Consider the following 12,694-nt stretch of genomic DNA (forward strand, 5'->3'; position numbering starts at 1 on the left):
TAAAGTTTGCCGCTACCTGTCCTATCGGATAATTGGCTCTGTAGCACAACAGAGTAAGCTTTTGTCAAAGTAAGTTCTGTCCCCCCGCGTTACCTGTAGCAGTTAGTCTCTTAATCAGCTTAGGGCAAGAGTTAAGTAATTCCTGTTTTAACCTTAATCACAATAAGTTAGATCTCTAATTTGCTGTTTTTAATAGATGTTGGGTTTGTTATTTTTCAGTGTTTTTCATTATATAATACGATATGTTTAATATGTATATATATACTTTGATATATTTATAATTTTAATGCTATTATAATGTCATATTAATATCAGTTTAATAGGTGTGCTTCTATTTTGTGAGCGTGCTTAAAGCCGCCAACATAAAATATAAGATACAACTGTGAAAAAGATTCTAATACCAACAGACCTAACACTTCACTCCCTAAACCTTATAAAGTATGCACTGCACCTACTGAAGGGAGAAACCTGCCAAATTGCTTTAGTGCATCCGGTGCCTCTGCCAGATTCTATTACGGAGCTTCTGATGTTGCCCAGAGACGAAGAGGGGCAGGAGAAGGCAAGTAAAGCTTTTAAAAATGCCTTAAAACGAATTGCTAAAGCATATGCAGTTGAAATTAACAGTATACAAACAGAGCGTATTTACTGCAATAATTCTTCACAGATCCGGAGCTTTATAGTTAACAACAAGATAGATTTGGTACTTAGTCCGGTTCAGGTAACAAGAGTGTCCGATGCTATAAGCCAGTTCAATAGCCTGGTAAAAGGTGTGCCTTGCCCGGTTCTGTATGTTCCCGAGCTTTTCGAGATCAATCGTTTCAGGAAAATTGCCCTTGTGCTTGATGTGGAGGATAAAACAGACTCGCTACCCGATGAGACATTGGTGAACCTTCTCTGCAGAAACGATTACCACATTACATTTCTGCTTGTGTTTAAGCCAGGGACAAGTACGGATAGGCTGAAGCATGCACTGGACGTAATATATTCCTCTAAGATGCTTGAAGGTATCAGCTACTCGGTTCACCTCATACATGAAGCAGACCTCACGAGCGGTGTAGTCTCTTTTATAGATGAGTTTGAGGTAGACTTGGTTGTTACCTGTAAGAAGAAAAGTATGCTCGACTACCTGCGGCTGGGCAGAGGTTTCAGTCCCAAAGCCATCAACACCAAAGTGCCTCTTCTTTCTGTAAGGTAGAGGCTTTACAAGTTTATAACTGGTTTAACTCAGGCCAACTTAATCCTATCTCCAATGTTGTTAAAGACAAATATTCCCATTGGGTATGTGTTTGGGAAAATAAAGTTCGAGGTTTTCTTCGTTTCTGTATATGCTACTCTAATTGCTGTAGAGGACACTTTCTTCCACTTTCTTGACCTCTCTATTCCGCTGAGCGTGCCCATGGTGCTCGGTACAGTGCTTTCGCTGCTGCTGGCCTTTAAATCGAACCAGGCATACGACAGATGGTGGGAAGCAAGAATAGTTTGGGGAGCTATTGTAAACGACTCTCGCTCCCTTATTCGGCAGGTGCTTTGCTTTACCGAGGCACCTTACCCTTCTGAAGAAGTGACCCAGCTGGTGGAGCGTTTTACTAACCGGCAAATTGCCTGGTGTTACAGCCTCGGCATGTCCCTCCGCAATAAAATGGACATGCGCAAAATTGAGAAGTACCTGCCTCAGGAAGAGATTTCCTTTATTAAGAAGCACAGTAACATACCCAACGCTTTGCTGGAGCTGCATGCCCGAGATTTGAGGCACGCACTGAATGAAGGCTGGCTGAACAAATATCAGCAGGTAGAAATAGATGCCACCTTAACCCGTCTGACTGATTGTATGGGTAAGTGTGAGCGTATCAAAAATACCGTTTTCCCGGTAACTTATACACTTTACACACATTTCTCTCTGTTCTTCTTTATTCTGCTGTTGCCTTTTGCGCTACTCGAGATATTTGGTGTGTTAGAGGTTCTGATGGTTATAGCAATTTCGTCTGCTTTCTTCCTGATCGAGAAAATGGCTATCCATCTGCAGGACCCGTTCGAGAATAAGCCTACAGACACACCGGTTACAGCTATAGCCAGAACAATCGAAATTAACCTAAAGCAGATGATCGAAGCTAAAAATGTGCCTCAGCCCGTCCAGCCTGTGGGAAACAGCTTCTATGTGCTATAAGCCACAGCAGTACAAAATTTTTAAACGTTGTAGTAAGTTTATTACAGAACAGGCCTGCCACATCAACTGTAGCAGGCCTGTTCTGTAATAGTTCTAAATATAAACCTAGCGCTTTTTGGCCAGAGCCGGGAAGTTCATCTTATAATCGGCGTCTACTTCGCCCTTAGAGATCTTAGCCAGCTTGTTCTTAATCAGGCGCTTCTTCAGGCCAGACAGATAGTCTGTAAACAGAATACCTTCAATGTGGTCGTACTCGTGCTGGATAACGCGGGCGGTCATGCCGTCATACGTATCCTCATGCTCATTCCACTCCTCATCAAAATAGCGTATAACAATGCGCTCTGGGCGATATACTACCTCGCGCACGCCAGGTATGCTCAGGCAGCCTTCCTCAAAACCCCACTCTTCTCCGTCTTCCTCTATTATCTCTGGGTTAATAAAGGCTTTCTTAACACCTTTGCCCTCATCGCCTTCATCCATCATTGGCTCAGAGTCAATCACAAACAGGCGTATGCTCTTGCCGATTTGTGGGGCAGCCAAGCCTACACCATGGGCATGATACATGGTGGCAAACATATCCTCCACCAGCTCTTTCAGGTTTGGGTAGTCCTGTGGAATATCCTCGGCTACTTCTTTTAGTACAGGGTCGCCATAGGCAACAATTGGGTAAATCATATACTTCTGCTTTCTAAATACGACTGTAAAATAATTACGGCGCTTATGCGGTCTACCGTGCCTTTATCCTGTCGGGCCTTCTTTTTCAATCCGCCGGCAAGCATAGTTTGCTGCGCAATTTTTGAAGTAAAACGCTCGTCTACGGTATGCACCGGTATAGCCGGAAACTCCTTCTGCAGCTTTCGCTGAAAGCCTACCACATGCTGCGTATTATCAGTGGCTTCGCCGGAGAGCCGCTTGGGCATTCCCAGCACAAATGCCTCTACAGGCTCGCGCTGCACATAGGCCTTTAAGTAAGATAACACATCCTGGGCATGAACGGTTTCTAGGGGGCTGGCAATAAGCTGGAGCGTATCCGTGGCAGCTAGCCCCACACGTTTAGTCCCGTAATCAATTCCTAAAATTCTGCCCATAAGTATAAAATGCCGCCGCTGAGGTTATCTGTACAAAGGTAAGGGTTTAAAAATTAATCTGATAGTGCGCACGGTACTTTGCCACGGCTGTAAAGAGCATGCATGTGCTAATAACTTATGGCAACTTAAACAAATCTGAATTTGTATAGATATAAAGGAGCTCAGTATATTTAGGGTAAATTATTGTACTACTTTGCCGTGCCTGTACTGTGGCAATAACTTAAATTTATATCATTCAAACCTATGGACAAGATGGAGCATGGTGAGGAAAAAAGCAGAGTCCGGAATTCAGGATTTCAGATAAAGCTGCCTCTGTTTATAAGTATAGCCTTGGTGGTGGGTGTGTTGTTAGGTGCTACTACGTTCTCCCCATCTACCAGTAATCCACAAGGTACAGCCAAAAGTTACCTGAAGTTCCGTGATGTACTAAGCTATATAGACCGTGATTATGTAGATACGGTTGATGTGGAGGCGCTGACAGATTATGCCATCACTAAAATGCTGGAGAAACTTGACCCGCATACAGCGTACATTCCGGCGGAAGAACTGGCTATGGCGCGCTCTTACCTCGAAGGTGACTTTGAGGGCATTGGTGTAGAGTTCAACATCTTTAAAGATACGATTTATGTGATCACGCCCCTGAGTGGCGGTCCATCCGAGGCAGCAGGTATACAGGCAGGCGATAAGATTATTAAAGTAAATGGGGAAAATGTAGCTGGTACAGGCATAAATAACGAGGGTGTTTTTAAGCGCCTGCGTGGCCCCAAAGGAACTAAAGTAAGTATTACAGTACAGCGTGAAGCTGTAAAAAAGCCTCTCAGTTTTACCATTGAGCGCAGCAAAATACCGACACACTCTGTGGATGTAAGCTATATGGTGGATGATAGAACCGGCTACATTAAAGTAAGTCGTTTCTCGGCTACCACCTATGAGGAGTTTATGGAGGCGCTGAGTAAGCTGAAGAGCAAAGGCATAAAACAGTTGATGCTTGATCTGCGCGGGAACCCTGGTGGCTACATGGACCATGCTATACGTATGGCCGACGAGTTCATAGACGGTGATAAAATGATTGTGTACACCGATGGCAAAGGTACCCGCTACGACTCCAAGACGTTTGCCCAGAAGCAAGGTGCGTTTGAGAAAGGATCCTTGGTTGTGTTGCTGGACGAGGGTAGTGCCTCAGCATCTGAGATTGTAGCCGGAGCGCTTCAAGATAACGACCGTGCCTTGATTGTAGGCCGCCGTTCTTTTGGCAAGGGTCTGGTTCAAATGCCGATTCCGCTGAACGATGGCTCTGAACTGCGCCTCACCATATCGCGCTACTATACACCTAGTGGTCGCTCCATCCAAAAGCCTTACGGCGAGGGCATGGAAAACTATGAGATGGATATTCTGAACCGCTTTGAAAACGGGGAATACTTCCACCCGGATAGCAGCCTTTTTGTTGATTCGCTTAAGTATACAACCTTGGGTGGGCGCGCAGTGTACGGCGGCGGCGGCATTATGCCGGACGTGTTTGTACCACGCGATACCACAGAGTTATCGCAGTACTTAAGCCAGCTGTATAACAAGAACGTTATTCGGGAGTACAGCCTGGAGTATTACCAGAAGCACCGCAAAGAGCTGGAGAAAATGCCTTTCGAGAAGTTTAATAAGAACTTTACGGTTACAGATAGAATGCTGCAGGAAGTAGTACAGACAGCTAGTGCCTCAGGGGTAGAGTATAACGAGGCGGAGTTCAAGCGTTCTAAGAGCCTGCTCCGTAACAACCTTAAAGCCTTCATCGCACGAAGTGTGTATGGCAACGATGGCTTTTTCCCGGTGCTGCACCAGTCGGATGAGGAGTTTCAGCAGGCACTGAAGCACTTTAGCCGGGCACAGCAGATGGCCGCAGGTAGTATGTAAGTGTGGCAAAGGACTGTATGAGCGATAGACAAAGGAATGCCAAGATATAATATCGAATTATTCCTTTGCCTTTCTGAAAGCTTTCCCTTTGTCATCAATAGAGAGCACCACCTTAAAAACTGATCATACATGGCCTTTTACTACAAACTTGGAGAAATTCCGCACAAGCGGCACACGCAGTTTCGGCAACCTGATGGTAGTCTATATGCTGAGCAGCTGGTAGGTACCCTTGGCTTTAGCGGGGTTTCGTCGCTACTGTACCATATCAACCCGCCCACACAGATTAGCCGCATCGGTGAGGCAAAGCCGTTTGCACCAAAAAAGGCAGAGGGTATAAAACTGGCGCCACAGCATTTGCGCACTGTAGAAGTCAACGCTACTGGCACCGATTACCTTAGTGCACGCAAAACGATGCTGTTCAACAACGACGTTGCCATCAGCCTCTGCAACCCATCAGAACGTGAGATGAACTACTACTATAAAAACGGGCAGGCTGATGAAGTAGTGTTTGTTCATGATGGCTCCGGCGACCTGCTTACCCAAATGGGGCGCATTCCTTTTCAGGCTGGCGATTATCTTGTTATTCCGCGCACAGTCATCCACAAGTTCCGCTTCAACGAAAGTGAAAACCAGGTAAGGCTGCTGGTAATAGAGTCTTTTAGCCCGATAGAAACACCTCGCCGCTACCGCAACCACTTCGGCCAGTTGCTGGAGCACTCACCATTTTGCGAGCGCGATATGCGCCCTCCGGTGGAGTTGATAACGGAAACCCAGAAAGGCGAGCACCTGGTGCAGGTGAAGAAGGAAGGAGAGCTACACCAGTTCTATTATAATTTCAGTCCTTTTGATGCTGTTGGTTGGGATGGCTACTTTTACCCTTATGCCTTCTCCATTTTTGATTTTGAGCCGATAACAGGCCGTATTCATCAGCCGCCTCCGGTGCACCAGACCTTTGAGGCACATAACTTCGTGATCTGCTCTTTTGTGCCACGCCTCTTCGATTTCCACCCGCTGTCTATACCTGCTCCTTATAACCATTCCAACGTAGACTCTGATGAGGTGCTATACTATGTAGAAGGAAACTTTATGAGCCGTAAAGGCGTGGATCGTGGTTCGTTTACTATTCACCCGGGAGGTATCCCGCACGGGCCGCACCCAGGTACAGTAGAGGCAAGTATCGGCAAGAAGGAAACAAACGAGTATGCCGTGATGATTGATACTTTCCGGCCACTACATTTAACAGAGGACGCCCTGCCATACCTGGACCAGAACTACCCAATGAGCTGGAACGAGCATGGCAGCACAAAAGCCTAATAACGTTATGTTTGACTAAACTGCGCAGTGTTTTGTAACTTGCGGCGGGAAAGGCGAGACTAAGGTCTTTGTTTTTCCCGCCGTACTATTTTCACCCTATCACAAATACTGATGAAAAGATTGATGTTGATGGTTGTGCTACTGTTTGCTGTTGTAGCTACTGCCTGCGAGAAAATTGATGACCTGCTAACCTTTTATATCAATGAGGATGAGACTTTCACAATCGAGTCTGGTTTCCCGTTAGGAGCAGTGATACCGGCTACGCCTTTTACGGTTACCACTAACTCAGAAGAAACGTTTAAGAATAACAAAACGCGTGCAGAGTTGGTTAAGGACGTTAGCCTGAACCGGCTGGAGTTAACTATAGTTGAGCCGGAAGGGCAAAACTTTGATTTCCTGAAGCGCATTGAGCTGTATATTTCCAGCGAAAACCAGCCTGAGGTTAGGATTGCCTACCTGGAGGAGGTGCCGGCGGGAACAACAGTGCTAAAGCTGAAATCCACTAATGCCAAGTTAGATGAGTATATCAAGAGCGACCGTTATACCATTCGCACAGAGGCTGAGCTAGCAAAACCAGTTACACAAGACATAACCATCAAAGCTGATATGCGATTTAAAGTAACCGCAGATCCTTTATAAGATGCATACATTACAAATGAGAATCTCAGAAGATAATAAGTTAGAAAAGATCATCATAGTGGGAGATCGTGTGCTGATTAAGCCGAAGACCTCCCGCGACCAGACCAAAAGTGGTTTGTACCTGCCACCGGGGGTACAGGAGAAGGAAAAGGTACAGGAAGGCTACATCATGAAAGTAGGTCCAGGATATCCGATTCCAGCTGACTTTGGCTATGATGAGGAGTCGTGGGGGCAGGAAGAGGAAGAAGTCCGCTATATCCCGCTTCAAGCTAAAGAGGGCGACTTAGCCATTTACCTACAGCGCGATGCCATTGAAATAAGCTACCTCGGCGAGAGATACTTTATCGTGCCTCAATCTGCTGTGCTGATGCTGGTGCGTGAGGAGGACTTATAGACTACTCACAACTGTATTAAATAAAAGAAGCCCCGGCTGCATATAGCCGGGGCTTCTTTTATTTAATACAGTTGTTAGAGTGGTTTAGTCAGAGTAAAGTTGGGACTTTGGAAGCTAGATGAACCTATGGCACTGGCAGGTACTTAGTTTAAAACAAAGAGCCGGCGCTGTGGCAGCACCGGCTCTTTACAAGGGTAAAGGGGTATAGTATAAAGGGGTTATTTTCGAATCATAATCTTTTGGGTATAAACCTGCCCGCCATGCTGCAGGCGCACAATGTATAGGCCGTTTGAATGTTTAGACAAGTCAAAGGAGCCCTTGTACTGGCCGTTAATCTGGCGAACGGAGGTAGAGTACAGTTGCTTGCCCAGTAAGTCTACTACTGTTAATGTCAGATCTACCGGGGAGGAAGTCTCTACAGTATAGCTGAATTTACCGTCTGCACTTGGGTTCGGGAACACCATCAGCTCTGGCCCTATATTTCGCTCTGCACTTTCCAGCTCATACCTGTATGCTAAAGACATTTCAGATACGCAGCCATCCTTAAACGTTACGACACTGTACCTGCCATTCATAGTAGGGGTAAAGCGCTGGGTAGTTGCTGCCTGTAGCGGCTCGCCATCCAGGTACCACTGGTTACCCTCCGGTTGGCTGGATACCAGTTCTTTGCCCTCGCGGCTTACCTCAGGCTTATCAAGCGGAGCGCCAACTTTCTGAGTAACTGCAACTCGTGGACTTGGACAACCTAGCGCACGCACCTTCAGATCATAGAAATAGTAATAGTAGCTGTCCCAGGTTACGGAGCCGGAATTAGTGGCTGTGTTACCGCTGATAGAAAATACCTGGTCGATACCGAAAGGATAGCCCTGTACACCGGCGTTATTGCGGTAAATAGTGGCACCATTCTCATAAGAGATTGCAATGTTGTAAGTGCCTGCCTGCGGCAACTCCAAGCCAAGGTAGTACAGCTGGCCCTGATCGTTAGGGTCATCTGGCTGAGGGCCTTCGGCAGGTGTGCTTCGCGTAGCGGTAACATTTAGCGTGCGCGACGATATGGGAGCTCCGTTGCTGTCATACACCGTAAAAGTGATTTTGCCACTATGGCCAATGTATAGTCGGGCCTGCTCTAGCACCATAGGTGCCTGCGTAGCTACCTGCACATCCGGAGAGAACTGGTTATAGCCACCACCTGCAAAGACATTCTTGTTAGCAGGGCCTACTGTGCCTGAGAAATCATCAAAGGCAGCATAGAGTGTATTTCCGGCCTTGGCTGTTGCAACCTGTACCTGGCTTCCTGCTGCTATAGGTGTTGTGCTGGTAGGGGAGGTGTACCAATAAGGCGTTCCACCACCCTCTGCCGATAAAGTATAGGCTAGACCCTCGCCGCATCGAAAGGCAGAAGCATTTACAGGAGCAGAACTTTCAGTAGCTACTGTGAAAGAATAGCCGCGCTGGTTGTTACTCTCTACCGCATCAGATGCTAAATTAGACTGTGCCAGCAGTTCATAAGTAGCACCTGCTTCCGTGGCAAAAGAACCATCAAGCAGCAATTCAGCCTGTGTAAAAGCTGCAAGCTTGCCTGCAAAGGATCCTGTTAGCGTTGTGAGCTCTTGCCCATTCTTAAGAACTTTGATAGATACAGGTATATTCTGCTGTTCTGCTGTGCCATTGTTACGGATAGCCACGACCAGATTCTGTGCAGTGGAGGCACACAGTGAGCTAGCACCCACAGGCTGTACGGCTGCTATACTTATGTCTCGCTGAGGTTTGATAAACTGGATAAGATAATCCTGCGTTTCGCCGCGTGTATAGCTGTTGCAGGCACTGACTGCAGAGGCGCTGCTAGTCTCCTGTACTACCACGCGCATTCGCACCTTATCATCTGCTGCCAATGTGCCTGGTGCATTGATAGTGGCTGTAAAAGTGCCGTTGCCGTTAATCGTGCCAGATGTGGCTACAGTTTCACCGGCATCTGTAAAGTTACCGTTACCATTCCAGTCGATAAACACTTTAGCCACCTTAGCGGCATCTGTTCCGCAGCTACCCAGCTCCAGCGTTATCTGTCTTGCCTGACTTGGCTCCATGGTGAACACAGTAGCGGTCAAGTCGCGATAGGTAGTGCAGTCGTCTTTCAGGTTTACAGTCTGCGTGCCGAAGATCAGTTTATTGATGCGGGCCCCTTGGTTAGAGGTAGGGGCGCTTGCGCAAACAGCTGTGCCACCCACACCGCTTGCCAACAGAGAAAAGGCTTGAGGACCATCTTTAAGTGTTCCTTTATGCCCAATCGTGATGGTGTACTTCTTGCCCGGTACGGCGTCAGCTATCAAAATCTGCTCGACATTATCTACTATGTTATCGCCTGTTTTGGCAGCAGCCTCAGGTGCAGCAGGGTCAAGCGTCCAAGGCAGGTAGTTTTTGCCGTTGCCGGATACACGTATGTCCAGGTCATTCACCAGTTTTGGCGAGCGGTTGTTCAGCACCTTAGGGCCAAGTGCCATAACACTGCCCTTCGGGTCTGTCCAGGAGATGGTGATTTTAAGAGGTCCGGCACCGGAGGCTGTTACCTCCAGTGTCTGCGGTTGGTTTTGAGCCAGCGTCCTTTCTTCCAGCAAATGAGTGCCACCAGTATTGCTGATAACGCTGGCTGCTTGCTCCGCATTCAGAAGCCCCCAGCCGTACACGTAGTCAGGGCCTGCTGAGGCTCCTGCCTCGTCGGCAGTATGTATTGCCAAGCCTTTTAGAGTGGATGCACGCATAAAGCTGCCGCTTTTAAGGTTTGCATAGTGCTCCTGTAGCAGCAAAAGGGTACCCGAAACGTTAGGAGCAGCCATAGAGGTGCCGCTCTGCACTGCATAGCTTCTATCGTTGGTAGAGGTGGTAGAAAGTACACGAACGCCGTTGCCCACTATGTCTGGCTTTATACGCCCATCGTCTGTGGGCCCCCAGGAGCTGAAGGAAGACATTTTTACGTCCTGCGGCTGGTTATAGCCATCTGTTATAGCCGCTACAGCGCCTACGGTAAGAATATTCTTGGCAGTGCCCGATGTAGAAATTACATCATAGCCATCGTTGCTGCTTATGTTGGCAGGACGCTCCTTTACCAGCTCGAAGGTGCCGTTGCTTTTGCGCAGGAAGTATGGTTTGCCCACTTCCGGGCCAGTCTCACCGTGGTTGTTACCTGCTGATTTTACTATAAGGTAGTATGGCGCGTTGAAGGCTATCTCGTCCCAGGTGGCGGCATCATCATCATAATACCCAAAAGAATAATCTTCTTCGCGGCTTACGTTGGTGTTGCCCCACCACTCCCAGTACGGGTCTTCATCGGTGCCTTTACGGTCAGAGTTAAAGCGCCAGCCAGCCAGGCTACCATAGGAGTGGTTTGATAATAGCAAGTCTTTGGCGGCACTGGCCATCTCAGAGTTATCCCCATTAAAATCATAGGCTATTAACGACTTGAAGCCAAAAGCCATACCCTTAGCCAAAGGGTTTATACCACTGGCTATCATAGTACCGGCCACATGCGTAGCATGCTCGCTGTCTTTAGAAGGATTATCTTTCTGCGTTACGCGGCCTGTCAGTTCCTGATGTGAGGCACGTACACGACCACCATCCCAGATGGCAAGCTTATTAGCTATGCTACTGCCGCTGCCGCTCAGGTTCAGACCTAGCGAGCCTCCAGACCACAGCTGATTTGTTTTAGTAGTGGCCGCTGCATTGGAGTTGTTATAAGTAATGTAGTAAACAGGAAGACCAGTGGCATCAAGGCCTTGCAGCGAGATTACTCTACCGTCTTTAAACTCTTTCTCAATCACCCAGCCATACTTCTTGGCCAGCTCCACCGCCTTAGCCCTGTTGGCCTCGTAGTCTTTGCTAGCAGCAGTGGCAATACGCTGAAGTTCCTGCGTATTAGCGCGGGTAGGAGTAAGGCTACGCTGTGCAAGTGCCGTAGTGCCTGTTGCAAGGCTAAGCGCAACAAGCCAAAGGCTGAATCTTCTCATAAAATATAGCGGGGTAGTTATGTTCCATACTAAAGATACTATAAAAGCATAATAAACCCAAAGCAGTTCCTGCTGCTACAGCTTATTTACAAACTTGAGAGGCAGTAGGTTAAAAACAGAAAAGCGCACCAGCCGGGGCTGATGCGCTTTTGAAGTATAGCTGTGTGAGCTGTGTTATTTACGCAGGTACTGTGCGAACTCCTTAGCAAAGTAAGACAGGATAATATCGGCACCGGCACGCTTTATACTTAGCAGGCTTTCCAGCATAGCTTTCTCGCCATCTATCCAGCCTTTTTCAGCAGCGGCCTTTACCATAGCATACTCACCGCTTACGTTGTAGGCAGCAATTGGCAGGTGCGAGTTCTCGCGCAGCAGTTTAATAATGTCCAGGTAAGCCAGGGCAGGTTTTACCATCAGATAGTCTGCACCTTCAGCAATATCCAGTTCAGCCTCCAGCAGGGCTTCGCGGCTGTTTGCTGTGTTCATCTGGTATGTTTTCTTGTCGCCCATTTTAGGGGCAGAGCTTAGTGCATCGCGGAACGGGCCGTAGAAAGCACTGGCATACTTAGCGGTATAGCTCATGATACCTACTTTCTGGTAGCCGTTTTCGTCCAGTACGTGGCGTATGTGAGCAACGCGGCCATCCATCATATCAGAAGGAGCTACTACGTCGGCACCAGCCTGCGCCTGCGCCAGGGCCATTCTGCCTAGCACCTCCAGCGTCTCATCGTTCAGGATTTCACCGTTCTCCACAATGCCGTCGTGGCCGTCGGAGCTGTATGGGTCCATGGCTATGTCTGAGAAGATCACCACATCCGGAAAGTTCTTCTTGATCTCGCGGATAGCTCTGGCGTAGAGGCCTTCTGGATTATGACTTTCAGTGGCATACTTATCTTTCAGCTGCTCAGGTATACTTGGGAAAGGTGCAAAAGCCTTTATACCCAGTTCTATGTTAGAGGCAATCTCATCCTGCAGCTTATCGATTGAAAAACGGTTGATACCCGGCATTGAGGCAACTTCTACCTGTTGGTTCTGGCCTTCAATAACAAAGAGCGGAAGTATAAAATCGTTTACTCCCAGCGTTGTTTCCTGCACCAGGTTTCGTATGGCTTCCGTTTGGCGGTTGCGTCTTGGTCTTCTATTCATAATGCTGTTGTTTACAGAAAAACATTCTGTTAAAGTCCGTGCAAAG

The 12,694-nt window shown here is 47.6% G+C and carries 10 protein-coding genes; 6 read left to right on the plus strand and 4 right to left on the minus strand.

Features of this window, described 5'->3' with window-relative positions; genetic code table 11:
• Positions 1-382: 382 nt before the first annotated feature.
• Together PKOR_RS07275 and PKOR_RS07280 are read left to right on the plus strand one after the other, a co-directional pair.
• Positions 383-1,195 (plus strand): universal stress protein, encoded by an 813-nt coding sequence (locus PKOR_RS07275; RefSeq protein ID WP_046309982.1) that lies wholly within the window; start codon positions 383-385, stop codon positions 1,193-1,195.
• 54 nt (positions 1,196-1,249) lie between these two features.
• The gene (locus PKOR_RS07280; RefSeq protein ID WP_046309983.1) at positions 1,250-2,164 is read left to right on the plus strand and encodes a bestrophin family protein; all 915 of its coding nucleotides are present in this window, start codon (positions 1,250-1,252) and stop codon (positions 2,162-2,164) included.
• Between the two features lie 105 nt (positions 2,165-2,269).
• Here the strand turns inward: PKOR_RS07280 and def are convergent, their stop codons facing one another.
• Both def and ruvX read right to left on the minus strand, forming a co-directional pair.
• The gene (gene def / locus PKOR_RS07285) at positions 2,270-2,839 is read right to left on the minus strand and encodes a peptide deformylase (protein ID WP_046309984.1); all 570 of its coding nucleotides are present in this window, start codon (positions 2,837-2,839) and stop codon (positions 2,270-2,272) included.
• A complete protein-coding gene (gene ruvX / locus PKOR_RS07290; RefSeq protein ID WP_046309985.1) occupies positions 2,836-3,252 on the minus strand; it encodes a Holliday junction resolvase RuvX in 417 nt (138 codons plus the stop codon). The genes def and ruvX overlap by 4 nt, the downstream gene beginning before the upstream one ends.
• A 243-nt stretch (positions 3,253-3,495) precedes the next feature.
• Here ruvX and PKOR_RS07295 point away from each other — a divergent pair, with 243 nt between their 5' ends.
• The 4 genes from PKOR_RS07295 (at position 3,496) to PKOR_RS07310 (ending at position 7,504) form a co-directional block, all read left to right on the plus strand.
• Positions 3,496-5,157: a S41 family peptidase gene (locus tag PKOR_RS07295; RefSeq protein ID WP_052738757.1), complete on the plus strand. Its 1,662-nt coding sequence runs from the start codon at positions 3,496-3,498 to the stop codon at positions 5,155-5,157.
• Between the two features lie 129 nt (positions 5,158-5,286).
• On the plus strand, positions 5,287-6,471 hold the full coding sequence (locus PKOR_RS07300; protein ID WP_046309986.1) for a homogentisate 1,2-dioxygenase: 1,185 nt from the start codon (positions 5,287-5,289) through the stop codon (positions 6,469-6,471).
• Positions 6,472-6,582: 111 nt separating this feature from the next.
• Positions 6,583-7,110 (plus strand): hypothetical protein, encoded by a 528-nt coding sequence (locus tag PKOR_RS07305; RefSeq protein ID WP_046309987.1) that lies wholly within the window; start codon positions 6,583-6,585, stop codon positions 7,108-7,110.
• Positions 7,111-7,126: 16 nt separating this feature from the next.
• Entirely contained in the window at positions 7,127-7,504 is a 378-nt protein-coding gene (locus PKOR_RS07310) for a co-chaperone GroES (protein ID WP_046309988.1), read from the plus strand.
• Between the two features lie 218 nt (positions 7,505-7,722).
• On the opposite strand, the gene PKOR_RS07315 is transcribed toward PKOR_RS07310, so the two are convergent.
• Both PKOR_RS07315 and hemB read right to left on the minus strand, forming a co-directional pair.
• Entirely contained in the window at positions 7,723-11,502 is a 3,780-nt protein-coding gene (locus tag PKOR_RS07315; protein WP_052738758.1) for a S8 family serine peptidase, read from the minus strand.
• A gap of 174 nt (positions 11,503-11,676) precedes the next feature.
• On the minus strand, positions 11,677-12,648 hold the full coding sequence (gene hemB, locus PKOR_RS07320; protein ID WP_046309989.1) for a porphobilinogen synthase: 972 nt from the start codon (positions 12,646-12,648) through the stop codon (positions 11,677-11,679).
• Positions 12,649-12,694: the final 46 nt, after the last annotated feature.

Origin of the sequence: Pontibacter korlensis, assembly GCF_000973725.1 — a bacterium.
Lineage (GTDB): Bacteria > Bacteroidota > Bacteroidia > Cytophagales > Hymenobacteraceae > Pontibacter > Pontibacter korlensis.

What these genes read in the sequence shown, in the direction of transcription:
- def (WP_046309984.1), bottom strand. Translation starts at nt 2,839, where the DNA reads ATGATTTACCCAATTGTTGCCTATGGCGACCCTGTACTAAAAGAAGTA.
- PKOR_RS07310 (WP_046309988.1), top strand. Translation starts at nt 7,127, where the DNA reads ATGAGAATCTCAGAAGATAATAAGTTAGAAAAGATCATCATAGTGGGA.
- ruvX (WP_046309985.1), bottom strand. Translation starts at nt 3,252, where the DNA reads ATGGGCAGAATTTTAGGAATTGATTACGGGACTAAACGTGTGGGGCTA.
- hemB (WP_046309989.1), bottom strand. Translation starts at nt 12,648, where the DNA reads ATGAATAGAAGACCAAGACGCAACCGCCAAACGGAAGCCATACGAAAC.
- PKOR_RS07295 (WP_052738757.1), top strand. Translation starts at nt 3,496, where the DNA reads ATGGACAAGATGGAGCATGGTGAGGAAAAAAGCAGAGTCCGGAATTCA.
- PKOR_RS07315 (WP_052738758.1), bottom strand. Translation starts at nt 11,502, where the DNA reads ATGAGAAGATTCAGCCTTTGGCTTGTTGCGCTTAGCCTTGCAACAGGC.
- PKOR_RS07280 (WP_046309983.1), top strand. Translation starts at nt 1,250, where the DNA reads ATGTTGTTAAAGACAAATATTCCCATTGGGTATGTGTTTGGGAAAATA.
- PKOR_RS07305 (WP_046309987.1), top strand. Translation starts at nt 6,583, where the DNA reads ATGAAAAGATTGATGTTGATGGTTGTGCTACTGTTTGCTGTTGTAGCT.
- PKOR_RS07300 (WP_046309986.1), top strand. Translation starts at nt 5,287, where the DNA reads ATGGCCTTTTACTACAAACTTGGAGAAATTCCGCACAAGCGGCACACG.